This window comes from Nannocystis punicea (genome assembly GCF_026965555.1).
Taxonomy (GTDB): Bacteria; Myxococcota_A; Polyangia; order Nannocystales; family Nannocystaceae; genus Nannocystis; species Nannocystis punicea.
This window is the reverse complement of record NZ_CP114040.1, coordinates 6,471,098-6,497,649: the sequence shown is the minus strand read 5'-3', so window position 1 is coordinate 6,497,649 and position 26,552 is coordinate 6,471,098. Positions and strand designations below refer to the sequence as shown.

Genomic DNA, 26,552 nt, shown 5'->3' with positions numbered 1-26,552 from the left:
ACCGCGAAGCGCCTGTCCCGAGAGGCAGGCGCAGACGCGGGGCGGGGCCCGCACGCGTTCTCGATCGCTAATTTTTCAGGACATGTCCAATGCGACATGCCCCGACGGACCTGTCGCATGGTTCATGGCGAGTACCAGATCGGGCTGGTCCAGGCGCGCTCCTGGATCGTGTGCGGGACGTTCGGGTCGGTGCACGCGGGCGGGCGGGCGTCCTCGGCGAGGGTGAGGCAGTCGCGCCAGCTCCAGCGGCACACCGGGTCCTCGATCACGCGGACATAGTAGAAGGCGGGGCGCGCGGGGTCGAAGTCGGGGTCGCGCCACATGCCGCACAGGAGGGCCGCGCCGCGCTGGTCGGCGGCGCAGGTGGCCTCGTCGACGGTCGAGCCGTCGGGGCCGCCGGCGACGTCGACGACCGCGATCTGGCCGACGCCGTCGGCGTCCTGCCAGCCCTTGATCACCTGGATCCGCTCGAGCCGAGAGCCGGGCGCCCCGGCGCTGCCCGGGTCCATCTGCGCGCTGACTGCGATGACCGGTCCCGAAGTACCTGTCCATTCGGGCAGGGTCGCGCCCATCGGCACGCCGCCGGGTTCGGCCGCCGCGACGAAGTCGCCGGCGTCGCACAGGTCGTCGGGGAGGTCCCAGCCGCCGAACACCCGCACGGCCATGCGCGGTCCGCTGGTGCCGTAGACCTCGCGGCGGCGCAGCGCGTCCCAGATCGACTCGCGGCTGTTCTCCTCGGCCCACACGGCGACGAGGCCGCCGGGGCCGTTGCGCGCGCCGGCGGGGACGTTGCCGGTGAGGCGCGCGACCGGGTCGCCCTCGCGGACGCCGAAGTGGCCGGGGTAGGTCGCCTCCTCGACGTTGCCGGGCGTGCCGTTGTGGGTGTCGGTGCTGGCGATGACGCCGAGGCGGAACGGGTTGACGCCGAGGCGCTGCTCGGCGCCGAGGCCGGCGAGGAGGATCCCGCGCAGGAAGTCGAGGCGCGAGACGCAGCCGCGGCCGACCATGCCCTGGCTGCCGGTGCCGTCGCCGCAGTCGTCGAACGGCAGCGCGCGCAGCTTCTCGAAGCCGCACAGCTCGTCGGGCGGGCCGAGGCCGACGACCCCGGGCGAGCACTCCGAGTCGCCCTTGTGTTGATAGATCTCGAGCAGCGGCTCGAGGTCGGCGCGGACCTCGGCGAGCTCGGCCTCGTCGGCGCCCGCGGGGATCTCGGGCGTGAACAGGTTGCCGTTCGACCAGTTGCTGTTGTGCGGGATCGCCAGGACCTCGCAGCCGGCGACGCCGTCGCGGCAGTCGCCCTGCAGCCGCTGCCACAGCTCGCCGGCCGTCGGCGCCTCGAAGTGGGTGACCGGCAGCGCGGGCACGCGGCTCGAGCGGAAGATGACGTTGCGATGGAGGTTCGACAGCATGCGCGAGCCGGACCACTCGTAGGCGACGAAGCTGGTGAAGCGGCAGGCGGCGGTGCGGTCGTAGGCGGCCTCGGCGGCCTCCTGCACCCGCGTCCACACCGCGCCGGCCTGCTTCTCGCAGTCGAGCCCGCCCTGGCCGCACAGGTCGTCCCAGCGTGTGGCCTCGTCGCCGTCGAGGCCGAGGCCGAAGTTGACGAGCGCGGCGGTGCTGCCGGCGCGGAAGTCCTTGCAGCGCGCGCTGTCGTAGACGGCCGAGCCGGGGGTGGTGCAGCCCTCGACCTCGGCCAGGTACTCGGCGTGATCGGTGACCGCGGCGAAGTCGAGCGGGCGCGCCAGCTTGAGGCCGGCGACCTCCTCGCCGCGGGCGAACCGGTAGGCGCCGGCCGGGTCGGTGCGCACGTCGTTGATCCAGGCGTCGAACGAGTACGAGGTGTGGACGTGGAGGTCGCCGAAGTAGAGGTTGCGCTGCGGGTTGCGGTCGCTGCACGCCTCGCGGCGGTCGACGAACGGCTCCGGCTCGGGGCGACAGGCGAGCTGGCCCATCAAGCATGTCGTGGAGGACATGGCGATGAGGACATGGCGGAGAGGACCTGTGCGATCGGGCATGGGGGTCACGCGGGGCTCCAAAAGGCGAGGACGCGCTCCAGGGTCCAGGCGACGGCGACTGCGCCGAGGCCGAGGGCCGGGAGGGCGCGCAGCGGGGCGCGCACGCGGGCGGGCAGGGTCGCGAGGGCGGCGCGGGCGAGGGCGGCGAGGGCGAGGACGACGAGGGCGGCGAGCAGCTGGCCGAGCTCGACCCCGGCGTTGAAGGCGAGCAGGGCCGGGACTGCGGCGCCGGGCGGGAGGCCGACGTCGGCGAGGGCGCCGGCGAAGCCGAGGCCGTGCAGCAAGCCGCAGGCGGCGGCGAGGCGCCAGGCGGCCCCGGCCGAGGGCCGCGCGTCGAGGGCGAGGGCGCGGGCGAGGAGCACCAGCGAGACCGCGATGCAGGCCTCGACGGGCGGCTGCGGCAGGGCGAGCACGCCGAGCGCCGCGAGGGCGAGGGTCAAGCTGTGCGCCGCGGTGAAGGCCGTGAGGGCGCCGGCGAGCCGCAGGGCCGGGCGCACGAGCAAGGTCAGGCCGGCGACGAAGAGGAGGTGGTCGGCGCCGCCGAGGATGTGCTCGACGCCGAGCGCGAGGTAGCCGGGCGGCGGGCCCGGGTCGGCGGTCAGCGGGACGGAGGTCTGACCTGGCCGTACGACCATGGTCTGAAGGCCATGTTGGTGGAGGCGCAGGCGGACGATCAGCTCGCCGCGCTCGAGGCCGGTCACCCGCAGCTCGCCGCGCAGGCCGGCCGCGCCGCAGTCGACGCGCAGACGACCGGGCGAGGCCGGCAGGGGGCGACAGTGCGGCGGGAGCTCGACGACGAGGGGCGAGGCGTCGAGCTCGGGCGGGAGCTCGAGGCGGCCGTCGACCCTGCCGTCGCCGGCCTCCTCGAGGACGAGGACGGCCGGGCGAAACTCGTGGGCGCGCGCGACAGAGGCGGCGAGCAGGAGCGCGGCGCAGGCGAGGGCGGGGACGGGTCGACGTAGGGCCGCGGAGACGCGCGGGGAGCACGAGGCCGGAGAGACAGCTTCGATCGATGGGCCAAATGGGGCCGGAGAGACAGGTGAGGCCGGCTGGGGTGACATGTCCCGAGAAACAGGTTCAAACCGCGGGCCGGACATGGCCCGAGAGACAGGTGCCTCCGGGGCGCGCGGGAGGGCGTTCACAGGTCGTGCTCCGCGAGGGCGGTGGCGAGGTCGGCCGGCAAACCGGCGAGGTCGGCCGGGTCGGCGCGTCGCAGGTCTTCGAGGGCCGTCCGGACGGCCTCGGCGCGGCGGCGCTCGGCGAGGTCGGCCTGAAGCCGGGGGCGCGCGGCGTCCAGGGACAGCAGCTCGGCGGGGGCGCGGGCGTCGACGCGGACGGCGTGGGCGCCGAGCGGGGACTGTACGATCGACCATGTGCCTTCGGGCATGTCCGCGAGGGCAGCCGCGAACTCGGGCCCGAACAGGCCGGCGTAGTCGCCGGAAGGCCGCAGGCCGAAGCGGCGGGCGTGCGGGCCCGGATCGCCGAGCTCGGCCGGGTCCGCCCCGGCGGCGAGCCTGCGCAGCATCTCCTCGGCGGCGGCGGAGAGGTCGGGGTGACGACCGCGGGCGGCGAGGACCTGCGTCAGGGCGATGCGGGCAGGCGCGGAGTAGCGGGTCGGGTCGGCGTCGCGCAGGGCCAGCAGGGCGGCGTCGTCGCGGGCGTCGACGTCGGCGGTCGACTCGTAGGCGAGGCGCAGCTTCTGGATCAGGCGCCGCCGCACGATCGGGTCGTCGCGATCGAGGCCGAGGCGCAGGGCCTCGCGGACCATCCGCTCGTCGTCGAGCGCGTCGCGCAGGGCCGCCGCGAGCTCGCCGGGCTCAGGGGCGCGCCCGAGTCGCTCGGTGAGCCCGGCGCGGGTGGACTCGACGCGCCCCTGATCGACGCGCATGGCCGCGTCCGGCTCGGGGCGCACGCGCGCGTGCAGGGCGAACAGGGCCAGGCCCACGACGAGGAAGTGGACGAGCGGTTCGCGGAGGATGGCGCGCCAGGTCAATGCGCGGGAGTGTCCCTCGCCGGCGCCCGCACGAGCAAGCGCGGGCGGGCGTGCGGGAGAGTGTGGTCGAGAGCCGCGAGGCCGCCGCGAACGGTGGGTGGGTCCGGGGCGCGACCGGGGGCGCCGCGTAGACCGTGGGTGCGCGCCCTGCGGAGCACGAATGAGATCGCAACCCCGTGCTGGCGTCGGTGGCCGGCTCACGTACCATCGCGGGATGTCACTCGCAGGGTTGGCCAAGGAGACGGTGGCGATCGTCGAGCGCGGCACTTACACCGGTCCTTCGGGACAGGTGGTCTCGATCGCCCAGGCAGTCGCGGCGGCGCAGGCCGGGACGGTGCTTTACCGGCCCAGGGAGTTCGACGACCTGCCGGTCCCGGCCGGGACGGGGCAGTCGCCGAAGATCGAGGTGTGGGCCGACACCACCGGCGGAGCGTCGCGCCGGCTGGTCGAAAAGGAGGGCGTGGCCGAGGTCGCGGCGCTCAACTTCGCGTCGGCCCGCAACCCCGGCGGCGGGTTCCTCGGCGGGGCCAAGGCGCAGGAGGAGGACCTCGCCCGCTGCTCGGCGCTCTACCACTGCCTGCTCGAGGCGCGCGAGTACTACGACGTCAACCGCGCCAACGAGTCGGTGCTCTACACCGATCACGTCATCTGGTCGCCGCGGGTCCCGTTCTTCCGCGACGAGCGGCTGGATCTGCTCGACCGGCCGTTTCACGTCGGGATCGTGACCGCGCCGGCGCCCAACGCCGGCGAGCACCTGCGCCGCAAGCCCGACGGTCGCGCCGACGTCTCGGCCGCGCTGCGGCGCCGGGCCGAGCGGGTGCTGCGGGTGCTGGCGCGTCACGGGCAACACACTCTGGTGCTCGGGGCCTGGGGCTGCGGGGTGTTCCGCAACGATCCCAGGGAGGTCGCGCAGGTGTTCGCGGATCTGTTGCGCTCGAGCTACGCGCAGTCGTTCGCCCGGGTGGTGTTCGCCATCTACGACAAGAGCCGCGACAGGGCCACTCTGGCGGCGTTCGAGCGCGTGTTCGGCTGATCCGCCGCGCTGCTCGGGCCGGCCCCGAACGCGATCGGAGACGGATCCTCGACGGGGTGCACGCGCGTCGTCGCAGTCGCGAGGCGAGTGCTGCGTCGCTACGGCCGTTCTGGTATCGCTGGCCGCGATGAAGAAGACGACTCCCCCCAAGTCGACCATCCCCCCCTACGGCGATCTCACCGAGAAGAAGCTGCGCTCGCTCGGCCAGAAGCTCGACAAGCTCGTCGACCCCAACGGCTTCAAGCACAACAACTTGTTGTGGAAGAGCGCCGACCAGGCGGCGCCGCTGCTGTGGCACCTGGTGCGCCACGGCCTGGCGCTGCAGACGGTGAACTCCGCCGGCACCTTCCGGATCCTCGGCGAGAACACCCGCGACGCGTCCGTGGCCGACATCCTCGCGGTGCTGCGCCGCGTGCCCCCCGACATGGGCGTGCTCGACAAGGGCGAGGCGCGCAACTGGGCCACGTACACGCCGGGCGTCCTCACCCACGTCGACGATCTGATCACGGCCGCGTACGTGGCCGATCCCGCGGCGGTGCTGGCGGTGCGCGACGAGCTGCCGGAGAACCTCCAGCTGGCGATCGACTTCGTCCGCCGCCGCGCGGGCGAGACGATCCCGCCGGACTCGAGCGTGAAGATCCTGCGGCACCTGGTGGCGCATCACCTCGAGCGCGGCCTGGCGGGCAACTGGGACTGCCCGTGGATCGAGGACGGCAAGCGGGTCGAGTGGCGGCTGCAGTCGACGAAGGACGTCGAGCAGCTGGCGGCGCGGTTCGGGGCGTCGTGGGCCGAGGAGGCGCTGGCGTGGATCCTGCCGCGAGTGAAGGTGTTCCGCGAGCGCTCCGGCGACGTCAGCGGCAACGGCCTGGCCGGGATGCGGCTGGCCACGCTGTCGGACGTCATCTACCTGTTCGGCGGCGGGTACTGGCATCCACGGTCGGTGTTCGCCGTGCTCGACGCGCGCAACGACGCGCCGGCGGCCCTGTTCGCCGCGGCGCTGAAGCTGGCGGAGGAGGGCACCGCGCCGTTCAAGATCATGGTGCCGCAGATCCAGGCGGAGAAGCCGGCGGCGTCGGCGAGCAGTGACGACGACGAGGACGAGGACGACGACGGCGGCGGCGACGATTACGACGAGTTCGACGGGTACGGCGGCGACGACGACAGCAGCGACGAGGACCAGGAGGACGTCATCGAAGAGGCCAGCGGCGGGGACGAGCGCGTGCGGCTGCTGGTGACGATCCTGACCGTTGTCGGCATCGAGCGGGCGCACGCGGCCAATCAGGCCGTCCCGCTCGAGCTGGACGCGCGTATCGACCTGGACCGCGTGTACGACAGCGAGCCGGAGCTGATCGAGCGGCTGCGCGGGGCGATGAAGATCCTCGGGCCGGCGCGCACGCACGCGATCCTGCGCGCGACGCTGGCCAAGGAGTTCTGGTACGGCAAGGTCGCCGCGTTCCTGGACGTGCACTTCGACCGCGCGCTGGTGGAGGAGGCGTTCGCCCGCCTGGCGGCCAGCCAGTACGCGACCGACGCCGGGCTGCTCGGGTACTGCTCGCCCGCGGTGGTGCCGTACGCGGCCCGGGCCGCGCAGCAGGCGACCACGCCCGACAACCAGGCGATGTTCGGTGAGGCGATCCTCTACATCCTGGCGCGCGCGTCGGCGGCCGGCGAGACGTGGGACCCGGCCCTCGACCAGCACGTGCAGCTCGACCGGATCCGCTTCAACTACGGCGGCAGCAAGGTCGATCCGGTGCTGGCGTTCCTCGACAAGCTGCCGCTCGAGCGGTGGGAGAAGATCGTCCGCGCCAACCGCGAGCGCTGCGCGGGTGAGCCGGACCGGCTGGTGAGGATCCTGCGGCCCGACGCGCCGGCTGACCTTTTGGACATGGTCTTCCAGGCAGTCATGACCAAGCGGCAGGCGATCGGCCGCGGCTCGCTCGGCGAGCGCCTGGGCAAGTTCGGGCCGGAGCTCGTGGCGCCGCTGCTGCGGGCGATCGGCGACGCGCCGGCCGAGAACACCTTCATGAAGGAGCTCGAGCGCGCCCTCGCGCTCGAGGTGTTCGCCGCGGTCAAGGAGGGGCTCGGCAAGGCGGTCGAGACGCCGGAGCAGGAGCTGCGGCGGCTGGCGGCGAGCGTGCCGGGGCCGAAGCTCCGGATCTACCGCCTGTACCGCGGCGAGGACGAGCCGGCGGCCGACGCGGTGGCGCGGATCGGCGGGACGCCGCGCGGCGTGGTGACGGCGCCGGTCGACCGCGAGGAGCCGATGACGCACATCATCACGCTCGACCTGGCGCAGCTGCCCGAGCTCGCGGCGCGTCACCCGGGGTCGCGCTCGGTGTCGCTGTACCTGCCGGACCCCGACACCGGCGAGCGCCACGGCCACGGCGAGCTGGTGTGGACGAGCGAGGCGGAGCTGGCGCGCGCGCCCGGGTCGACGGAGGACGCGGTGACGCTGCGCGTCGAGCCGTTCGACGTGCCGGTCCAGATCTTCGAAGGCGAGGAGCTCGAGGGCGCGGCCAAGCGAGTGCGCGGGATCGTCTACGCGTCCGCCGGATACGCCAACGGCGGAGCGCTCTGGCTGCAGGACGGGCCTCCCGGCGTCGAGCCGAGCTTCATCTTCCAGTTCGACGAGAGCCTCTGCCACATCAACCTCGGCGACTCGGGGGTGATGTACGTGTTCGACGGAGACATCGAGTGGCAGTGCCATTGAGGACGTGACCAAACGCCTCCGTCGCAGAGACGGAGGCGTTTGGTGACACTTCTGTGATGCACAGTGCGAGCAGGTGGGGATTGATTCTGGCGGCGGTGGCCGCGTGCAGTGATTCGAGCGCGGGCACGGCGGGCCTCACGGACACGTCGACGTCGACCTCGACGTCGACGTCGTCGATGACGACCGAGCCGACGACGACCTCGGGCGAACCGGAGACGACCGACGCGCCGACGACGTCGCCGACGAGCACGTCGACGTCGACGTCGACGACGGAGCCCGAGACGTCGACGACGACGACGTCGACGACGGAGCCCGAGACGTCGACGACGACGACGACGGGTCCGGACACGACGACGACGACGACCTCGACGGACACCGGCGAGACCGAGACGTCGACCGGGAGCACCGACACGAGCACGACGACGACCGGGGACGACGCGGACGGCGACGGCGACGGCGTGCCCGACGCGAGCGACAACTGCGTCGACGCGGCGAACCCGGGGCAGGAGGACGGCGACGAGGACGGGGTCGGCGACGGGTGCGACAACTGTGCGAGCGACCCGAACCCGGACCAGGCCGACACCGATCAGGACGGGGTCGGCGACCTGTGCGACGAGGAGGCGATCAACAACGCCGACGTGCTCTACGTGCCCGAGGGGACGTCGATCGAGCTCGGCGGCACGCACTGCTACGCGCAGTGGGTGAAGATCCTCGGCACCGTGACGGTGCCGCAGTACGCCAACGACCCGGCCACCGGCACGCTCACGCTGAAGTCGCAGACGATCCTGGTCGGCGCGACCGGCAAGGTGGTGGCCGACAGCGCGGGCATGGCCGGCGGCAGCCCGTCGCCGCAGGTCACCACCGGCGGCTTCGGCGGACAGGGGGCGGGCAAGGGCTGCGGCGGCGGGCCCGGCAGCTCGGTCGGCCAGGCCGGCTCGGGGGCGGGCTACGGCGGCACCGGCGGCGCGCCGAACAACCAGTACGGCAATGGCAACCCCTGCAACAGCTGCGACCAGGCGACGATCGCCCACTGCTCGGGCGCCGTGGGCGTGGTGGGCGGCACCGACATGGGCGACGACGTGGCGCTCGGCAACGGCGGCGGCGCGGCCGGCAACTCGAGCGGCTGCAGCAACTCGGGCGCTCGCGGCGGCCGCGGCGGCGGCTCGGTGCTGCTGCTGGCCAACGACTGGGTGCAGGTCGACGGCTCGGTCAGCGCACGCGGCGAGGAGCCGCCGGGCGACCCCTCGCAGTGTGGCTACCGCGGCGGCGGCGGCGGCGGATCGGGCGGTGGCGTCGTGGTCGCCGCGGACTCGGTGCTCGGGGCCGGCTCGCTCGACGCGCGCGGCGGCAACGGCGGCCCTGCCCTCGGCGATCAGAACCAAACGTGGGCCTGGGGCGGCGGCGGCGGCGGCGGCGGCCGAATCAAGGTGTTCTCGCCGGCCGACACGTTCACCGGCATGCGCCGCGTCGACGCCGGGGCCGGCGGGACCGTCCCGCCGACCCAGTCCAGCTTCGCCGGCTCGCCGGGCGCGAACGGCAAGACGGCGGCGGTCGCCACGATCCCGGCGATCTACGACGACCTGACCTGCGAGTGATCTGAACCGAAGGGCATGTCCAGATGGACATGCCCGTTTAAAAATGTTCGAAGGGGCATGTCCATGCGGACATGCCCCTTCGGCGTCACGGGTGGGGCCCGCGGAGGGCGCCCGGCGTCACATCGGGATGATGCTGAGCAGCTGGCCGCCCGTCATGTCCGAGTAGACGTAGTGGCTGCCGGGCACCTGGACCTGCTGCATGCCGGGGACGTTGTCCGGGTCGATCTTCCAGGCCCAGCCCTCCTGGTCGACCAGCCACACGAACTTCTCGGCGTCGACGCTGAGGCCGATCGCGGTCGAGCAGGGGTTGGTGTTGTGGCTGGCGACCAGAGTCTTGGTCTGGCGATCGATCTGGAGCAGCGCGCACGGGCCGTTGGAGGCGACCCACACGTGGTCCTTGTCGGCCGTGATGCCGCGGAAGCAGGCGTTGGTGCCGGGGACCGAGGTGTACTGCTCGGTGTCGGCGTCGAAGGTGCTGACCGGGCCGGAGCAGCCGGCGAACCACGGGTTGCCGTCGCCGTCGACGGTGAAGCCGTACGACTGGATGTTGAACGGCGCGGTCCAGCGCGACACCGTGATCGGGTTCTGGTCGGTGTTGACGCGCACGAACTCGCCGCGCAGGCCGCCGAACCACGGGCGGAACTCGGGGTCGAGCGCGCCGCCGTAGGGGGCGTAGCCCTGGCCGTTCCAGTTGGGCACCGGGACGGTCTCCTCGATGGTGCCGGTCGCGCCGTCGATGCGGACGAAGTGGGCGAAGCCGCCGGGCGCGTTGTAGCCGAGCCACACCTTGGGCTCGACGTACTGGCAGAGGTTGGTGTCCCAGGTGCCGGGCGTCCAGGTGACGCCGCGCGGGCCGTTGGAGAAGCCGCCGGCGAACGGCCACTGGATGTGCCAGCGCAGACACTCGTCGGCCATCCACGGGCGGACGTCGTTCTTGTTCTGCGAGGTGTCGATCATGCCGTTGCCGTTCTTGTCGACGCAGTCCTCGATGTTGGCGGCGAACATCGACGAGGTGCCCGTCTGGCGGTTGTTGACGACGACGAAGCGGCCGTCGAGGCTGACGGCGGTGCGCGACGGGCTGTCGCCGCCGGGGCCGGTCTTGTAGCGGGCGACCTCGACGAGCGTCTGGGTGTTGACCTTGGCGACGTCGCTCAGGTCCTGGCTCGGGATCCAGATGAAGCTCTTCTCGATCGGGCCCATGCCCATGCCGTCGCCGGGCTCGCACACCTGGTTGCCGGTGGTCCCGGTGGTGGTGGTGCCCTCGGTGGTGGTGGTGCCCACGGTGGTCGTCGTCGTCGACGTCGTGCCGGTCGTCGACGTGACGCCCTCGGTCGTCGTCGTCGTGTCGGGCCCGGTCGAGGTCGGGGCGACCGTGGTCGTCGGCGCGGTGGTGCTCGTCGTCGTCGTCTCGCCGTTGGACTCGGAGCCCGACGCAGTGGTGGGGCTGGTGGTATCGGTGCCGGTCGGCACCGTCGTCGCCGTGGTGCCCGTCGGCGGGTCGACGGTCGACCCCTGGGTCATCCCTGCCGTATCCGTGTTGCTCGCTGTCCCCGAGTCACCGCACGCCGCGAGCCCCACCGCCAGGGGCACCGCGAGCCACCGCTTGCCAACGCTTGTCTTCCGCATGGTTCCCATCATGCGAAATCCAGTGAGACTTCGGTGATCTTTGGGAGTGGATTAACCTGTCAGTGGATGAGTGGATCCTCTCTGGTCGTTTCCGCGCCGGGCGGGTTCGTCCGCCGATGCGGACTGTACTATCTGGCGCTCAAGACATGTCGCTCAGGCCAGGTGACGGGCCGTCAGCCCTGCGGATTGACGACCAGGTTGAGGCCGGCGCCGGTCATGTCGGAGTAGGTGTAGGGCTGGTTGAGGCCCATGACCTGGAGGACCACCTGGTAGGTCTCGGGGTCGACCTTGTAGGCCCACCCGCCTTGATCGACGACCCACACGTAGCCATCGACGTCGATGCTGATCCCCACGGGCGTGGCCGCGCCGGGCAGGGGGACGTTGGGGTTCAAGATCGTCTTGGTGATGGTGTCGACGACGACGATCCCGCCCGGGAAGCCGTTGTGGGCGATGAAGGCGCGGCCCATCTTGTCGACCATGATCCCGCGCATGCAGCCGGGGCCGGTGCCGACGTTGGTCCAGATCTGCGACGCCGGGTCGAGGTGGTAGATGATGCTGTCGCAGCCTGCCACCCACAGCTCGCCCTTGGCGTCGAGCGCCATGCCGTAATAGGACGGGAAGCCGTTGTTGGTGAAGACGGTGACGGCCAGGGTGTCGTGGGCGATCCGGATCGCGGGGCCCGTGGACCAGCCGGTGACGAAGAAGTCGCCGTCCTTGTTGACGGCGCCGCCGTAGGGGCCCCACGCGTTGCCGCTCCACGGGACGTCGACCATGTCGAGGGTCTGACCGGTGGCGCCGTCGAGCCGCTCGAAGGCGCCGATGTTCTGCGCCTGCTTGTAATAGCCGAACCACAGCGGCGGGTTCTTGGCCGGGCACTTGTCGGGCTGGATCTCGCCGACCCACGCCAGCGGGCGCGGACCCTCCTGATACGCGGTCGGGTTGGTCGGCGTCGGGTGGTGCCACAGGACGCACTCGTCCTGGCCCCACGGCTTCACGTCGAGCGGGCCCGTCGAGGTGTCGGCCATGCCGTTGCCGTTGGTGTCGGGGCAGTCCTCGGCGCGCGCGGCGATCTTGGTGACGCCGCCGTTGCGGTTGGCGACCGCGGCGTCGCCGTAGAGGTTGACGGAGGTGCGGCTGGGGCCGTTGTTGCTGTCGCCGAGGCCGCTGGTGTCCGGGCCGGTGACGTAGCGGCCGACCTCGACGCCCGTGAAGGTGTCGATCTTGCTGACGGTGCCCTCGACCGAGTTGGCGATCCAGATGAAGCTGAACTCGGGCATCCCACCGCCGCCGCCGTTGCCGCTGCAGCCGCTCGAACCCCCGTCTGGCTGGACGCCGAGGTCGAACTTGACCTGCTCGGTGGTGTTACCGGTGGTGGTGGTCGGCGCGGCGGTGACGCTGACGCTGCCGGTGGTGGTCGTCGTCGTGGTGCCGTCACCGGTCGCGCTGCCTTCGGAGGTGGTCGGCTGATCGGTCCCGCCGGTGGTAGGCGGCGGCGCGGTCGTGACTGTGGTGGTGCCCATCGTCGCGGTCGCGCTCGCGGTGCCGGCCTTGTCGTCGCCACAGCCGAGGAGCGCGAGGGTGACGAGAGAGCCGAGAGCGAGCGAACGGGTCGGAAGAGACATGAAGTCACCATCGGCTGTTCGGGAACGCGCTGCAAGCGCTACCATGGAGGGTTTCTGCGGGCGGGCCGTGTGGATTCACGCGTGGTTCGCGGAATCCTGGACAGGTCATAACCCGGGTGTGTCGGTCTGCAAGCGCGAGGGTCGGAGAGGCGCACAGATCGGGGAGAGCTGGAGGGATTACCTGTCGTGAGGGCCATGTCCGATCGGCCATCCGAGGCCCGTGCGGCGATGTCGCGCGCTGCGTGTGCCGCGGTTGCGCGCGCGAGCCACCCGGCCCACGGGCCGCCGCCGCGAGGCCGACGCGCGGGCCCGGCGGACAGGTATGGTGCCGCCATGCGAACCACTTACGTCTTGTTGGCCGCCGCGCTGCTCCCCGCCTGCAACGGGGGCGGGGGCGACACCACCGCCGGTTCGTCGGCGGGCACGGGTATCACCGGCGTGACCGGGCAGGGACTCACGACCACGGACGCCGCGAGCGACACGGGCAGCGCCGGGCCGACCACCGACGGCACCGGCGGAGCCAGCGAGAGTGACAGCGAGACGCCGACGACCGGGGTGTCGCCGACGAGCACGAGCACGACCGGCGAGCCGACGACTGCGACGACGACCGACGCGACGAGCACGAGCACGACCACGACCACCGCGACCACCGAGCAGACGAGCACGACCGGAGTGGTGGAGGAGAAGTGCCCGTGCCCCGACCTCGAGGTGCCGCTCGACGACGGGATCTTCGTGCTGTCGAAGACGGCGCAGCTGTGGAAGTACTTCCCGCAGACCCACGACTTCGAGCTGCTGGGCCCGGCGGACTGCGGGCTGGCGCCGTCGACGTTCTCGATGGGGGTCGACCGCGAGGGCTTCGCGTGGGTGCAGTACAGCGACATGAAGCTGCGCAAGATCGACGTCACCGACACCAGCCAGTGCAGCGACCCCGGCTTCGTGCCGATGCAGAACGGGATCGAGAATTTCGGGATGGCGTTCGTGTCGAACAGCGCCGACGACAAGTGCGACCGGATCTACGGCAACCACTACAACGGGGTGGCCAACGGCGACATGGTCAGCGAGTTCTTCAGCGTCGACCCCGACACCCTCCTGGTGGTGCCGCAGGGGCTGAGCGACTACGGCCTGGCCGAGGTGACCGGCACCGGCGACGGCCGGGCGTTCCTGTTCGCCGGGCCCGACCCGTCGTCGCTGGTCGAGGTCGACAAGGCGACGGGCGCGACCCTGGAGGTGACGCCGCTGCCCGGCGTCAAGACCGGCGGCGGCTTCGCGTTCGCGTTCTTCGGCGGCGACTTCTACTTCTTCACCGACAAGGAGTCCGACAGCACCAGCGAGGTGACCCACCTCGACTACGACGACAGCGACAACAACGGCGTGCAGGACCTCAAGGTCGTGGTCGAGGACGCGCCGCTGCGGATCGTCGGCGCCGGCGTGTCGACCTGCGCGCCGCTGATCCCGCAGTGACTCTTGACCTGTCCTTCGGGGCATGTCGATGCGCGCGGCGATCACGGGGATGTCCTCTCGGGCATGTCCGCGGGGACAGCGAGATCGGCGGCCGCGCGCTCGAGCGCTCCGGGCCGGTGGCGCGGTCAATACGAGAGCAAGGCGCGGGCCTCGCCGCGGCGGCGGGCTCGGCCGTGCATGCGCGCGTGGGATCTTGGGGACCCCGCTCGGATCGACGCTCCGCGAGGGCGGTGGGGGCCGGCGATCGCTCGCGGCGTGGCGTCGCAGCTGCCAAGAGATGGCGGCTCGCGGGTCGCCTCGAGAGGTCTTCCGACGGCACCCGCCGAGGCGCGTGCCGGACGCGGCCGCTGTCGCGGGCCGGCGATCGCTCTGGCAGAGTTCGGTCACGAGGGCGCCGCGTAGCGGCTGCGCAACGGCCTGCGCGTGGCGCGGCCCGGGCGACGGACGCCGTTCGACCGAACAGCCGCAACTCCAGCCTCGCCGCGCGGCGAACGGTTGAGTTTTCTTACCCCCACCCGCCGCCCCGGGGTAGGCTTGGCGACGCATAACAGTCGCCGAGCGCACGAGGTACTTATGAGCGAGACCAAGACGAAACACCAAGAGCTGCAACGCTTTGTGGACGAGTGGGCGGCGCGCTGCAAGCCGGACCGCGTCGAGTGGTGCGACGGTTCGGACGCCGAGTACGATCGCATGCTGGGGCTGCTGATCGAGAGCGGCGCGGCGATCCGCCTCAACCCCGCGAAGCGCCCCAACAGCGTCCTGGTGCGCTCGGACCCGCGCGACGTGGCGCGCGTCGAGAGCCGGACGTTCATCTGCAGCGCCTCGCCGGAGGGCGCGGGCCCGACCAACAACTGGGAGGACCCGCTGGTGATGCGCAAGAAGCTGAACGCGCTCTACGACGGCTGCATGCGCGGGCGGACGATGTACGTGGTCCCGTTCTGCATGGGCCCGCTCGGCTCGCCGATCGCCCAGATCGGTGTGCAGCTCAGCGACTCGCCGTACGTGGTCGCCAACATGAAGATCATGACCCGCATGGGCAAGGCGGTGCTCGACGTGCTCGGCGAGGACGGCCGCTTCGTCAAGGCGGTCCACTCGGTGGGCCAACCGCTCGAGCCCGGCGACGCCGGCCCCGCGTGGCCGTGCAACCCCGAGAACACGTACATCACCCACTTCCCCGAGAAGCGCACGATCCTGTCGTTCGGCAGCGGCTACGGCGGCAACGCCCTGCTCGGCAAGAAGTGCTTCGCGCTCCGGATCGCCTCGGCGATGGCCCGTGACGAGGGCTGGCTGGCCGAGCACATGCTCATCCTCGGGGTCGAGGGCCCCGACGGCAAGAAGACCTACGTGACCGCGGCGTTCCCCAGCGCCTGCGGCAAGACCAACTTCGCCATGCTCATCCCGCCCAAGGAGATGGTCGGCTGGAAGGTCACCTGCGTCGGCGACGACATCGCCTGGCTCAAGCCCGACGCCGAGGGCAACCTGCGCGCGATCAACCCCGAGGCCGGCTTCTTCGGCGTGGCCCCGGGCACGTCGATGGAGACCAACCCCAACGCGATGATCTCGTGCGCGCGCGACTCGATCTTCACCAACGTGGCGCTGACCGACGACGGCGACGTGTGGTGGGAGGGCATGACCAAGGAGCCGCCGAAGCACCTGGTCGATTGGACAGGTAAGGACTGGACCCCGGACTGCGGCCGCAACGCGGCCCACCCGAACGCCCGCTTCACCGCGCCGGCCCGCAACTGCCCGGTGATCGACCCCGAGTGGGAGAACCCGGCCGGCGTGCCGATCCGCGCGATCATCTTCGGCGGCCGGCGCATGAACGACGTGCCGCTGGTCTACCAGGCGTTCAATTGGTCGCACGGCGTGTACATCGGCGCGACCATGGGCTCGGAGCAGACCGCGGCCGCCGAGGGCCAGGTCGGGGCGCTGCGCCGCGATCCGATGGCGATGCTGCCGTTCTGCGGCTACAACATGGGCGACTACTTCCGCCACTGGCTGTCGATGGCCAAGCGCGTGAAGGAGCCGCCGCGGATCTTCCACGTCAACTGGTTCCGCAAGAAGGACGGCAAGTTCATGTGGCCGGGCTTCGGCCAGAACATGCGCGTGCTGCGGTGGGTGGTCGAGCGCTCGCGCGGCCAGGCCATCGGCGTCGAGTCGCCGCTCGGCTGGGTCCCCCACTACCACGACATCGACTGGCGCGGCCTCGACTTCTCCGAGGCCCAGTGGGACGAGCTGATGGGCTACGCGCGCGACCGCGTCAAGAAGCAGACGCTGTCGCACGAGGAGCTGTTCCTCGAGCTGTCCGAGGCGCTGCCGAAGACGATGATCTTCGAGCGCGAGCTGCTGATCAGTCGCCTGTGAGCGCGGCGTAGGGGCGCGAGGGCCGTGGCCTTCGGGCCATGGCCCTTCGTGCATGCCCGATCGGGCATGTCCCCGAGGTCATGGCGCTTCGGCCAGCCAGGCGGCGACGTCGGCGCGCAGCTCGGTCGGGCGGTCGTAGGTGACCGCGTGAGAGGCGTCGTAGGGGGCGAGCCGGATCGTGCGCAGGCCGGGGTCGGGCTCGCCGGGGAAGGCCTCCGGCTTGAACTGGACGTGCAGCTCGCCGGGCCGCTCGCTGCCCCGCGGCAGGTCGTCGACGGGCTCGACGTCGTCGACGAGGCTGGTGAACAGGCGCAGGGTGGGGGCGATCGAGGGGCCCCAGACGGCGAGGTCGCGGGCGGCGTCGGTGATGAAGACGCGGGCGTAGGCGAGGTCGTGGAGGAACAGCGCGCCGTAGTGCGGGTCGCTCGAGTGGACGCCGGCCATGATCGCGGCCGGGCCGCGGAAGCCGTCGAGCGCCTCGACCGAGAACGGCAGGAAGTAGCGGTCCCACGCCGGCACGGCGCCCAGGTGGTCGGCGAGGTCGGGGGCGTCGGCGGGGTAGTCGCCGGGGTTGCGCACGCGGAAGGCGGTCGGGCGGTCGGCGGCGGCGAGGCCCTCGATGTCCTCGGGCGCGACCTGCAGGACGGCGGCGAGGGTGTCGCGGCGCGACAGGCCGGCGCGGGTGCGCGCGAACAGGTCGCTCAGCCAGGTGCCGGGGCCGGCGATGTCGTAGCGGCTGCGGCCGGCGTTCTCGACGAAGTTGATGACGTTGGCCCACGGGTCGCACGGGTTCGGCTTGTCGGCGCAGGCGACGAAGTCGAGGCCGAGGCTGTCCGCGAGGACATAAACCGGAGAACCTGGCGCTTCGAGCAGGTCCCCGGCGCGCGCCTGCTGGGCCGAGCCGGCGAGGCTCGGCTGGACGAGGACGAGGTGGCCGAGCGCGGCGCCGACGACGTCGGGGCCGGGGGGCTCGTCGCCGGGGAAGCGCGCGGCGAGGTGATCGGCGATCGCGGCGGCCAGCGCCGGGTCGCGGTAGCGGCCGGGCCCGAGCTCGTAGCGCCGCGGGAACAGCAGCATGTGCAGGAGGATCGAGGCGCGGATGCCCCCGTAGCTCTCGCCGACGAGGACGAGGCGGCGATCGGCGAGCTCGGGGTGGTCGTCCCAGAAGCGCAGGAGGGCCCGGGCGAAGTCGGCCGCGTCGAGGTAGCTGTTGAAGTTGCGGCTGTTGAGCTCGGCCGAGCGCAGCGGCATGTCGGAGGGGTCGGCGATCGACTGCTGGGAGAAGCCGGTGTTGCGGGCGTCGATGTAGAGGAGGTGGCCGAGGGCGGTCCAGGGCGCGGGGCTCGGAGTGGGTTCGAGGTCGTCGCCGAGGGTCTGCGGCGCGGTGTTGCCGGCGAGGATCAGGCCGGTCGAGACGCCGGGACCGCCGTTGAAGAGGAGCAGGAGCGGGGCGTCGCCGGGATCGTCGTCTGCCGGGTGGAAGCTGTAGAACAGCCGCGCGGGCGAGCTGGTCATGGCGATGACCGTGTCGTCCTCGCCGATCTCGTAGTCGACGCCGTCGACGTCGAGATAACCTGCCTCGGGGGACAGCTCGGGACAGTGACACTGAAAGACGTCGTCCTCGCAGGTGCAGGTGTCGCACGGCGGCGGGGCGTCGCAGCCGGTCGGGGCGGCGGTGGTGGCCGTGGTGGTGCTGGGGTCGGGGGCGGCGGTGGTGCTCGTCGAGGTCGTGGTGGTGGTCGTGGTGGTGGTGGTCGGGTCGATCGCGGCGGTCGAGGACGAGGTCGAGCTCGAGGTCGTCGCGGGGAGGGTCGTGCCGTCGCTGTCGCCGATCGGCGGGGGGTCGGTGCAGGCCGCGAGGAGCAGCAGCGCAGCGGCCACGCGAGCGCGAGACGACATGGGACGAGCGTAGCGCGGCGAGCCGCGCATGTGCGCGCTCGAGAGCATTCGAGGACCGTGAGCGTCATGTGTCGGCGTCGTGGCGGTCCGTGACGCTTCGCCGGTGGTTCCCGCGGGCGGCTCGTGGCCCGCGGCGAAGGATGGTAGGGTGAAGGTCGATGACCGGCGCGGAGTTCGATCGGGTGACTCTGGCGTTCGAACCCGGCAGCCTGGTGGTCCTCAACGTGGTGCTGGCGCTGGTGATGGTCGGGGTGGCGCTGGACCTGCGCCCGGCCGACTTCGCGGCGGTGCTCCGCCAGCCGCGCGCGGCCATCGTCGGTCTGCTGGGTCAGGTGGTGGTGCTGCCGGCGCTGACCTTCGCGCTGGTGCTGGCGCTGCGACCGCCGCCGAGCGTGGCGCTGGGGATGATGCTGGTGGCGGCCTGCCCCGGCGGCAACATGTCGAACTTCATCACCCACCTGGCCCGCGGCAACACCGAGCTGTCGGTGACGATGACCGCGATCGGGACGGTGCTGGCGGTGGCGACGACGCCGCTCAACCTGGCTTTTTGGTCAGGCATGTCCGCGGACACTGCGGCGCTGGTCCGCGCGGTCGCGGTGTCGCCGGACGAGATGGTGAAGACCGTGCTGGCGGTCCTGGGCGCCCCGCTGGCGCTGGGGATGCTGGTGGCGGGGCGCTGGCCGCGGCTGGCGGACCGGCTGCGCGCGCCGTTCAAGCTGTTCTCGGTCGGCTGCCTGGCGCTGTTCATCGTGATCGGTCTGAGCCGCAACGCGGGGATCCTGGTCGACCACTGGGCGCTGCTCGTCGGGGTGGTGGCGCTGCACAACGGGGCGGCGCTGCTGTCGGGCTGGCTGGTCGCAAGGACAGCCGGGCTGCCGGGCCGCGACCGGCGAGCGATCGCTATCGAGGTCGGGATCCAGAACGCCGGGCTGGCGCTGGTGCTGGCGTTCGACTTCTTCCCGGGGCTCGGCGGGACGGCGATGATCGCGGCCTGGTGGGGCGTGTGGCACCTGATCGCGGGCCTGTCCCTGGCGTTCGTGTGGCGCCGCCGGGCGCTGCGCGAGGAGGACGCTCAGGCCCAGGCGACCACGACCTGACGCGGGCCGCGGTACGGCAGGCGGCCGTGCGAGACGGCGAAGTTGTCGATGGCGACCACGTCGCCGGCGCGCCACGGGAACACGACCATGTGGCGCCAGATGACGTCGCGCAGGTGCTCGAGGTCGGCGGGGTCGATCTCGCGGCCGTCGCGGTGGGTGCAGTGCATCGGCAGGTCGTCGGCCGCGGTGAGGCGGCGGCGCGCGCCGATCATGAGCCGGGCGAACTGCGACAGGGCGAGGCTGCGGAGGTCGCCCTGGCGGGCGTGGACGCGGCGCAGCTCGGCGGCGGCGCTGGCGGCGTGGAAGACCTGGACGTGGTTGAACCACACCGGCTCGCCGGTCTCGGGGTGCGGCCGCAGGGCGTCGTGCTCGCTGACGAGGCGCAGTCGCTGTCCCGAGAGCCAGGTGACCTCGAAGCCCTGCTCGGCGCACTTGGCCGCGACGACGCTGCGGTCGGTGGTCAAAAACATCTCGTCCCAGCGCTTGAGCTTCCACAGGTCGAGGCGCCCGCCGCCGTCCGGGCCGTCGTAGTTGCGGATGATGCGGATCCCGCCGCGCACGAAGCGGTCGCGTACGCCGGGATCGAGGTCGGCGGCGACGCGGCGAAAGTCGCACAGCGGGGTCTCGCCGCCGCCGCCCTGGGGGGCGACCAGACAGGCGAAGAACAGCCGCCGCGGCGGGTCGCGCAGGAAGGACATCTCGCAGTGCTGCGGGATCGGGTAGTACGGCGGCAGCTCGCTGGCCGAAAAGACATATTCGCTGAGCGCGTCGCGGGGCGAAGTGCCGAGGTACTCGTTCTTGAGCTCGCGGTCGATCCCCCGCGCGACCCGCTCGAGGTCGACCGGGACGCGCACGCCGAAGCCGCGCAGCAGGACTGCGCCGTGGGTTCGCAGCTGTCCGGAGAGCCAGGCGCCCTCGGCGTCGAGCCAGGCGCGCAGGGCGTCGACGCCGGCGTCACCTTCGGGCTCGATCACCGGCACTGCGCCGCCACCAGGGCCGCGGATCTCGCTGAGTCGCATGCGCCGACGATGGCACAATTCGGCGGGCCACGGGGGACGGGCGCGGCCGCGCGGGCGGACGAATGCAGGATGTCTTTCGAGACAGGCGGGGGGCGGCCGCCGAGCGTATGAGGGGCAGCGGTGCCGGGCTCGCAGGTGCCGGGGCGAGAGTGAGATGTCCTTGCGGACAGATGGGGCTGCCGGCGATTTACTCGTCGGGGAGGACCTCTTCGAGGCGGGTGGCGACCAGGACGCGGGCGGCCCAGGTCTCGAGCACGGCCTCGTCGCGGCAGTCGAGGACGCGCTGGCGCTGGGCGTCGGTGAGGGTGAAGCCCTTGAGCTGGAGCTGCTTGAGGAGGAGGTCGGCCTTGCCGGCGACCCGGCCCTTGACCTCGCCCTCGGCGATGCCCTCGAGCCAGGGCTTGCGGAACATGTCGCTGATCGGTTCCCAGCGCTTCTTGGTGGCCATGAGCTGCTCCAGGGCGAGGCGGGCCGCGCGGCCGAGCAGGCCGACGACGAAGTCAGGGTAGTGGATCCCCCGTTCGTCGTCGAGCTCGCGGCTCGCGTCGAGGGCCGCCAGGGCGATCTGTTCGACGCCGGGCTCGTCGGCGTGGGCCGCGACCGACAGCACCGCCAGCTCCGGCACCTCGCGCGCTCGATCGACGTCGACGATCCTCGGCACGGCCTCGGGGCCCAGGACCCACGGCCGCAGGATGTTGCGCTGGCGGCCGAGGTCGATCGGCTCGGCGCACCAGCGGGCGACGTCGCGGTCGAGCGAGACCACCACGAGGGTCACGGGACAATTGAGGCGCGTGCGCAGGCCGGCCACGTACAGCGGCCAGGTCCAGCGCTTGCGAGGGTCTCGCTCGACCTGGACCTCGACGATCAGGGCCTCGTCGGGCCGCTCGGGCGCGCCGCCGAGGCCGAGGACGGCGTCGGCCCGGTGCTCGGCGAAGTGAAGGTCGACGAACTCGGCGGCGCTGATCCGGACCGGGCCCGGGGCGGGCGCGCCGGGCCAGAGCAGGTCGGGGATCAGCGCCGGGGCGTGACGGACGAGCTGGACCAGCGCCTCGTGGGACAGCTTGGGCATCGCGCGCGCGAGCTAGCACGCACGCACGAGCGGGCCAGAGTTTGCCCTGTCGGCGCGGGTGCAGGCGGCCCGAGGGGGGCTGTCAGCGGGCGGGACGCTCGGGCTTGTCGGAGCCGCGAGCCCAGCGGATGAGGAACTGGATCTTGCCGTCGCGCTGGAAGCCGCGGAAGAACTCGACGAGGTCGTCGTAGATCTTCGGGTCGCGCACGAGGCGGCCCATGGTTCCCTCGCCGCGCTCGATGCCGGCGACGATCTTGTTCACGTTGCCGAGCGTGTCCTGCACGCTCTTCAGCATCTTGCCCTGCGAGTCGTAGAGCAGGCGCGTCGAGATGTTGACGTTGTAGGGGTCGTGCAGGGCGCCCGAGATCGCGGCCATCTTGACGCGGCCGTCGTCGACCAGCGGCTGCATGCTGTCGTCGAACTTGGTCAGCGCTTTCTGGCCCTTGGCGAGGAAGTGGTCGAGGTCGGCGGCGCCGTCGCGCACGCCGCGGAGCGAGCTGCCGAAGCTGCGCAGCAGGTCCTCGTCGTTGAGCATGGCGCCGACCATTCCCTTGCCGGCTGCCGTGTTGCGCAGGTTCTCGTCGGCGGCGGCGAGGCGGTTCTGGATGTTCTTGACGGTCTCGCCGTCGCCCATCGCGGCCGCGAGCTCGGCGATCCCGCCGATGACCTCCTCGACCTTGACGAAGCCGCCGTCGACCTTCTCCTTGACCGCGTCGATCGTCTCCGTCATCGACGGGGTGGTCTGGATCCGCCCGTTGGCCTGGATCGGCTCGCCGCGACCGACCGAGATCTGGATGATCTGATCGCCGAGCACGCCGTTCTGCGAGATGACCGCGCGGCTGTCGTCGCGGATGTGCAGCATGCTGTCCTGAAAGACAGACAGAGTGACGCGGATCCGGCTGTGATCGCTGGTGAAGCCGTCGCAGACGCCGGTGCCGCCGGTCCACAGGACGCCGCGGTAGCGCCGGCGCATCTCCTGGGTGACGCACACCTCGCCCTGGTTGCACTGCGAGTCCTCCTCGCACGGGGCGTGGAGGTCCTTGTTGAAGGAGTACGACTCGAGCTCGGCGCAGCGGCCCTCGGGGGCGCAGAACATGGTGCGGTCGCAGTCGTCGGTGCGGCCCTGGCCGAACCGCCCGCGATCCTCGGTCTGCGGGTTGCACGGGTAGTCGACCCACACGAACTCGCGCTTGACGACGGTGCCGATCTCGATGCCCTCGATCTGGACGGCGCTGCCCTCTCGCAGGCCCGAGACCTGCCGGAAGTCGGCGGTGATCGTGACCCGCTCCTTCCACAGGTTCTTGCCCTGGCTGAACACCAGGAGGCCGATGAGGAGGACGACCCCGGTGACGACGACGGCGAGCCCGACGACTTGGTTGAGGCTCTGCTCGCTCCGGCGGGCCATCTAAAAGTCATCGTAGCGGATCCGGCGGCGCGTGAGGAGGTCGCCACCTGACCGGCCGCGGCGTTCGCACAGGGCGGGCAGATCGAGATCGCGCGCTGACCGGCGGGGAATGATTCCGAGGAGGTTGTGGGTGGGTGGCCTGGGGCCCGCGGATCCCGGCGGCGAGCGACGAGATTGCAGCGAGCTCGACGAGCACGGGTGCGTTCGCCGAGCCGGAGCTGCGCTCGACGAGCGCCGCCGAGTCGAGGAACTCGTCCCGAGCGAGGGAGCGGCACGGGCTACGTGGGTGAAGGCCCTGCGATCGCGGCGGCCGCTCGGGGTCCGCTGGCTGCGGGACGCCAGACTTGCGACGAACCACCGCAGAACTCGACCGGCCTGCCGTGAGCCGCGGAGGACCGCAGAGGAGGGCAGGCAGGGCCGCTGCGAGCCGACGGCGCCGGGGAGCGCGGGTGGATCGTCTTCATCAGCGCGGGCTGCGTCGCCGACGAGGTCGAGCCCGGCGGGGTGGCGAGGATCGCCCCCGGGTGGCTGCGCGCGGACGCCTACTCGACAGCGAGGGCGCGATGTGGAATGTCCACGGCGCCATGTCCGCTTCGTCTCCCGCCGCTCCCTTCGACGCGCAGGCGTTCGACGCCCATGTGATGTCGACCTACGCCCGCTTCCCGATCGCGCTCGAGCGCGGCGAAGGCTGCCGCGTGTGGGACACGACGGGTCGATCGTACCTCGACTTCGCGGCCGGGATCGCGACCTGCACTTTGGGACATGCCCACAAGAACCTGGTCGAGGCGGTGTCGCGCCAGATCGGCAAGCTGCACCACGTGTCGAACCTGTACTACATCCCGGAGCAGGGCATGCTGGCGGCGCTGCTGGCGGCGCTCGGGGCGGGTGAGCGGGCGTTCTTCTGCAACTCGGGCGCGGAGGCCAACGAGGCGGCGATCAAGCTGGCGCGCAAGTACGGGCGCACGCGCCTCGGGATCGAGCGGCCGGTGGTGATCGCGGCGCAGGCGAGCTTCCACGGGCGTACGCTGGCGACGGTGACGGCGACGGGGCAGGCGAAGTACCAGCAGAACTTCGACCCGCTGGTGCCGGGCTTCGTGCACGTGCCGTTCAACGACGCGACGGCCCTGGGCGAGGCGATCGTCGAGCTCGACCGCGAGCGCAAGCAGGTGGCGGCGGTGTTGATGGAGCCGCTCCAGGGCGAGGGCGGGATCCGGCCCGGCGACCCCGCGGTGTTCCGCAAGATCCGCGAGCTGTGCGACGCCCGCGGGATCCTGCTGATGTTCGACGAGGTCCAGGTCGGCGTCGGCCGCAGCGGCAAGTGGTGGGGCCATCAACACCTCGAGGTCGAGGCCGACGTCGTCACCCTGGCGAAGGGCCTGGCGGGCGGGCTGCCGATCGGGGCGATGCTGTGCAAGCGCAGCTGCGACGTGTTCCAGCCCGGCGACCACGCGAGCACGTTCGGCGGCAACCCGCTGGCCTGCGCCGCGGCGCTGGCGGTGCTGACGACGATCGAGAAGGATCGGCTGGTCGACAACGCCCGCCAGCGCGGCGACCAGCTGCGCGCGGGGCTGCAGGCGCTGGCGAAGTCGTCGCCGGGCAAGATCGCCGAGGTGCGCGGCTGGGGCCTGCTGCTCGGGGCCGAGCTCGGGTCGGCGGAGCCGCGCTCGGCCGCGGAGATCGCCCGCGCGGCGCTCGAGGCCGGGCTCCTGGTGGTGCCGGCGGGGCCGCGCGTGGTCCGCTTCGTGCCGCCGCTGATCGTGACGCAGGCGGAGATGGACGAGGCGCTGGCGGTGTTCGCCAGGGTGCTGGCGAGCTGAGGGAGAGGCTGTCTTTGCGGGCAGGTGGCGCGGTCCGGCGGCGCGGGCTCGGGCACCTGTTCTTATGGGCAGGTGATGCGGCTCGCAGGGGCGGGCGCCGGGGCAGGCATGGGTTGACATGCCCTTGGAGACAGGTGGTAGGTCCGCCGAAAGTGCCCGTGGACTGTCCCACGACGGGGTGAAGCGATGGCCTGCAGGCGGTGGCGTGGGCCGATGCCCTGGGGGGTCGCGCTCGCGCTGGTTCGCGGCCTCGGCGCGAGCGGATGGCGAGTTCGCCCGCCGATCTGGTCGGAGGGACAGGTCCGGCGGGGATGGGACGAATCATCAGACATGTCCCATCGGGCATGTCTGGAGGCGCGTCCAGGGGGACGAAAGCGCGCGCCATGGATGAGGCCGGCGGCGTGGTATCGTCGCGTGTGATGACCGTGAGCTTCGAGTCGATCCGCGAACAGGTGGCCGCCGGGGACGCGTCCGGCGCCTGGGTGGCCCTCACGCAGGTGTGCGGCTACCCGAACGGAGGGGCGCTCGGCGACGAGGGGTTCGCGGAGGCGATGGCACTGGCGGTGGTGATCACGCGCGAGCTGGCCGGGCCGGACGGCGTGGCGACGATGGCGGCGGCGGCGGCGGCTCCCGACGATCCGCAGGCGCTCTACGACGCGGGGTGGTGGTTGACCGAGGAGCGGCAGTTCGCGATCGCGGCGAGCGTGCTCGAGCGGGCGAATCAGGTGGCGCCGGGGCAGCCCGGGATCGTCGGCGAATTCGCCAACGCGCTCGAGCACCTGCTGTACTACGGGCCGGCAGCGCTGGTGATCGAGGCCTCGGGGCGGGCGGACGACGATCCGCTGCTGGCGTACCTGTCGGGCTTCTACTGGTTGATGTGCGGCGACCTCGAGCGGCCGCGGGCGCGGCTGCGGCGGCTCGCGGGGGTGACCGAGGCGAACCTGGTGTTCATGCGCGAGGCGCTGGCCGGGATGCTGGCGCGGGCGGACGCGTTGGGGGCTGCCGGCGTGGGGCTCGGTCAGGACGCGCTGACGGCCTGGCACGCGGTGCTCAATGGGTCGCTCCTGCTGCACGAGTCGCCGCACGGGCACCCGGAGCCGATGCACGGGCGCTACGCGTTCCTCAACGACTCGCCGGCGCTGCAGCGGCTCGGGCTCGACCGGCTGCAGCGCCTGCTGGCGGCGGTGGGGCACGAGCCGGAGCGGATCCTGGCGGCCCCCGATCGCGCCAGCCGGATCCTCGCGCACGCGGCGGCGCAGCTGTTCGATCGGCCAGTCGAGCCCTGGACCGACGATGTCGGGCGGCGCGGGCTGGTGGTGGTGTGGAGCCTCGACGCGGTCGCAGACCCGGCCTTCCTCGGCGGCATGCGGAGCCACGCGCCGGGGCGGCCGCTGTTCGTCCACGCGACCGACTGGATCGAGCCGTTCGCGTACGCGCCCGATGTGGCGACGTTGCTGGCCCAGGTGGTGCGTCACCCGTTCACCGGCGGGGCGCTGACGTTCGATCCGGAGACGCAGAAGGTCGGCCAGGCCGAGGCCGACCCCCGCGATGATGCCGAGCTGGGCGGGCTGATCGCGGCGGAGCCGGTGGCGGACGACAGCGCGACGCCGCTCGAGCAGGTGATAGCGATCGACCGCGCGCTCGCGGGGCTGCCGGCGCCGCAGCGCCCCGGGCTGCGCCGCGAGGCCGGCTCGCGGCCGATCCACCGCGCCGGCAGCCCGGTGCCGAGCAACCGGTTCACGTGACGATCATGCACGTGAGGTGCCCTTTAAGACATGTCCTAAAGGGCATGTCTTAAACCTCACCCGTCGAAGGACTGGCCGCGGG

17 protein-coding genes are annotated in these 26,552 nt (G+C 72.0%); 8 read left to right on the top strand and 9 right to left on the bottom strand.

Annotated features, from left to right (window positions below; translation table 11 throughout):
- Window positions 1-122: 122 nt before the first annotated feature.
- The 3 genes from O0S08_RS25005 to O0S08_RS24995 all read right to left on the bottom strand — a co-directional run bounded on the left by O0S08_RS25005 (window position 123) and on the right by O0S08_RS24995 (window position 4,008).
- Complete coding sequence (locus O0S08_RS25005) at window positions 123-1,973, bottom strand: DUF3604 domain-containing protein (RefSeq protein WP_269041762.1); 1,851 nt, start codon at window positions 1,971-1,973, stop codon at window positions 123-125.
- Between the two features lie 47 nt (window positions 1,974-2,020).
- A complete protein-coding gene (locus O0S08_RS25000; protein ID WP_269041761.1) occupies window positions 2,021-3,076 on the bottom strand; it encodes a HupE/UreJ family protein in 1,056 nt (351 codons plus the stop codon).
- A gap of 77 nt (window positions 3,077-3,153) precedes the next feature.
- Window positions 3,154-4,008, bottom strand: coding sequence for a peptidylprolyl isomerase (locus tag O0S08_RS24995; RefSeq protein ID WP_269041760.1), 855 nt, complete (start codon window positions 4,006-4,008; stop codon window positions 3,154-3,156).
- Between the two features lie 214 nt (window positions 4,009-4,222).
- Here O0S08_RS24995 and O0S08_RS24990 point away from each other — a divergent pair, with 214 nt between their 5' ends.
- From O0S08_RS24990 to O0S08_RS24980, 3 genes are all read left to right on the top strand, one after another.
- On the top strand, window positions 4,223-5,041 hold the full coding sequence (locus O0S08_RS24990) for a TIGR02452 family protein (RefSeq protein WP_269041759.1): 819 nt from the start codon (window positions 4,223-4,225) through the stop codon (window positions 5,039-5,041).
- 127 nt (window positions 5,042-5,168) lie between these two features.
- Window positions 5,169-7,751 carry a hypothetical protein gene (locus O0S08_RS24985; protein WP_269041758.1) on the top strand — a complete coding sequence of 861 codons (2,583 nt, stop codon included), beginning with the start codon at window positions 5,169-5,171 and terminating at the stop codon, window positions 7,749-7,751.
- A gap of 56 nt (window positions 7,752-7,807) precedes the next feature.
- Entirely contained in the window at window positions 7,808-9,346 is a 1,539-nt protein-coding gene (locus O0S08_RS24980; RefSeq protein ID WP_269041757.1) for a thrombospondin type 3 repeat-containing protein, read from the top strand.
- A 117-nt stretch (window positions 9,347-9,463) separates the two neighbouring features.
- On the opposite strand, the gene O0S08_RS24975 is transcribed toward O0S08_RS24980, so the two are convergent.
- The gene (locus tag O0S08_RS24975) at window positions 9,464-10,972 is read right to left on the bottom strand and encodes an NHL repeat-containing protein (protein ID WP_269041756.1); all 1,509 of its coding nucleotides are present in this window, start codon (window positions 10,970-10,972) and stop codon (window positions 9,464-9,466) included.
- A gap of 173 nt (window positions 10,973-11,145) precedes the next feature.
- Window positions 11,146-12,594 (bottom strand): Vgb family protein, encoded by a 1,449-nt coding sequence (locus O0S08_RS24970; RefSeq protein WP_269041755.1) that lies wholly within the window; start codon window positions 12,592-12,594, stop codon window positions 11,146-11,148.
- Window positions 12,595-12,927: 333 nt separating this feature from the next.
- Here O0S08_RS24970 and O0S08_RS24965 point away from each other — a divergent pair, with 333 nt between their 5' ends.
- Together O0S08_RS24965 and O0S08_RS24960 are read left to right on the top strand one after the other, a co-directional pair.
- Window positions 12,928-14,055 (top strand): Rieske (2Fe-2S) protein, encoded by a 1,128-nt coding sequence (locus O0S08_RS24965; RefSeq protein ID WP_269041754.1) that lies wholly within the window; start codon window positions 12,928-12,930, stop codon window positions 14,053-14,055.
- A 534-nt stretch (window positions 14,056-14,589) separates the two neighbouring features.
- Complete coding sequence (locus O0S08_RS24960) at window positions 14,590-16,419, top strand: phosphoenolpyruvate carboxykinase (GTP) (protein WP_269041753.1); 1,830 nt, start codon at window positions 14,590-14,592, stop codon at window positions 16,417-16,419.
- Window positions 16,420-16,497: 78 nt separating this feature from the next.
- On the opposite strand, the gene O0S08_RS24955 is transcribed toward O0S08_RS24960, so the two are convergent.
- Entirely contained in the window at window positions 16,498-18,318 is a 1,821-nt protein-coding gene (locus O0S08_RS24955; protein WP_269041752.1) for a S10 family serine carboxypeptidase-like protein, read from the bottom strand.
- Between the two features lie 158 nt (window positions 18,319-18,476).
- Between O0S08_RS24955 and O0S08_RS24950 the strand changes: the two genes are divergently transcribed.
- A complete protein-coding gene (locus O0S08_RS24950; protein ID WP_269041751.1) occupies window positions 18,477-19,415 on the top strand; it encodes a bile acid:sodium symporter family protein in 939 nt (312 codons plus the stop codon).
- On the opposite strand, the gene O0S08_RS24945 is transcribed toward O0S08_RS24950, so the two are convergent.
- The 3 genes from O0S08_RS24945 to O0S08_RS24935 all read right to left on the bottom strand — a co-directional run bounded on the left by O0S08_RS24945 (window position 19,391) and on the right by O0S08_RS24935 (window position 22,908).
- On the bottom strand, window positions 19,391-20,434 hold the full coding sequence (locus O0S08_RS24945) for a TauD/TfdA family dioxygenase (protein WP_269041750.1): 1,044 nt from the start codon (window positions 20,432-20,434) through the stop codon (window positions 19,391-19,393). The two genes, O0S08_RS24950 and O0S08_RS24945, sit on opposite strands and share 25 nt — an antisense overlap.
- A 187-nt stretch (window positions 20,435-20,621) precedes the next feature.
- Window positions 20,622-21,503 carry a hypothetical protein gene (locus tag O0S08_RS24940; protein WP_269041749.1) on the bottom strand — a complete coding sequence of 294 codons (882 nt, stop codon included), beginning with the start codon at window positions 21,501-21,503 and terminating at the stop codon, window positions 20,622-20,624.
- A gap of 82 nt (window positions 21,504-21,585) precedes the next feature.
- Window positions 21,586-22,908, bottom strand: a complete 1,323-nt coding sequence (locus tag O0S08_RS24935; protein WP_269041748.1) for an MlaD family protein — start codon at window positions 22,906-22,908, stop codon at window positions 21,586-21,588.
- Between the two features lie 584 nt (window positions 22,909-23,492).
- Here O0S08_RS24935 and O0S08_RS24930 point away from each other — a divergent pair.
- The gene (locus tag O0S08_RS24930; RefSeq protein ID WP_269041747.1) at window positions 23,493-24,725 is read left to right on the top strand and encodes an aspartate aminotransferase family protein; all 1,233 of its coding nucleotides are present in this window, start codon (window positions 23,493-23,495) and stop codon (window positions 24,723-24,725) included.
- 419 nt (window positions 24,726-25,144) lie between these two features.
- Complete coding sequence (locus O0S08_RS24925) at window positions 25,145-26,470, top strand: hypothetical protein (RefSeq protein ID WP_269041746.1); 1,326 nt, start codon at window positions 25,145-25,147, stop codon at window positions 26,468-26,470.
- Window positions 26,471-26,552: the final 82 nt, after the last annotated feature.

Coding starts and splice junctions, on each gene's coding strand:
- O0S08_RS24950 (WP_269041751.1), top strand. CDS start 18,477: ATGACCGGCGCGGAGTTCGATCGGGTGACTCTGGCGTTCGAACCCGGC.
- O0S08_RS24940 (WP_269041749.1), bottom strand. CDS start 21,503: ATGCCCAAGCTGTCCCACGAGGCGCTGGTCCAGCTCGTCCGTCACGCC.
- O0S08_RS24990 (WP_269041759.1), top strand. CDS start 4,223: ATGTCACTCGCAGGGTTGGCCAAGGAGACGGTGGCGATCGTCGAGCGC.
- O0S08_RS24955 (WP_269041752.1), bottom strand. CDS start 18,318: ATGTCGTCTCGCGCTCGCGTGGCCGCTGCGCTGCTGCTCCTCGCGGCC.
- O0S08_RS24945 (WP_269041750.1), bottom strand. CDS start 20,434: ATGCGACTCAGCGAGATCCGCGGCCCTGGTGGCGGCGCAGTGCCGGTG.
- O0S08_RS24925 (WP_269041746.1), top strand. CDS start 25,145: ATGACCGTGAGCTTCGAGTCGATCCGCGAACAGGTGGCCGCCGGGGAC.
- O0S08_RS24970 (WP_269041755.1), bottom strand. CDS start 12,594: ATGTCTCTTCCGACCCGTTCGCTCGCTCTCGGCTCTCTCGTCACCCTC.
- O0S08_RS24985 (WP_269041758.1), top strand. CDS start 5,169: ATGAAGAAGACGACTCCCCCCAAGTCGACCATCCCCCCCTACGGCGAT.
- O0S08_RS24980 (WP_269041757.1), top strand. CDS start 7,808: ATGCACAGTGCGAGCAGGTGGGGATTGATTCTGGCGGCGGTGGCCGCG.
- O0S08_RS24965 (WP_269041754.1), top strand. CDS start 12,928: ATGCGAACCACTTACGTCTTGTTGGCCGCCGCGCTGCTCCCCGCCTGC.
- O0S08_RS25005 (WP_269041762.1), bottom strand. CDS start 1,973: ATGTCCTCCACGACATGCTTGATGGGCCAGCTCGCCTGTCGCCCCGAG.
- O0S08_RS25000 (WP_269041761.1), bottom strand. CDS start 3,076: ATGTCACCCCAGCCGGCCTCACCTGTCTCTCCGGCCCCATTTGGCCCA.
- O0S08_RS24930 (WP_269041747.1), top strand. CDS start 23,493: ATGTCCGCTTCGTCTCCCGCCGCTCCCTTCGACGCGCAGGCGTTCGAC.
- O0S08_RS24935 (WP_269041748.1), bottom strand. CDS start 22,908: ATGGCCCGCCGGAGCGAGCAGAGCCTCAACCAAGTCGTCGGGCTCGCC.
- O0S08_RS24975 (WP_269041756.1), bottom strand. CDS start 10,972: ATGCGGAAGACAAGCGTTGGCAAGCGGTGGCTCGCGGTGCCCCTGGCG.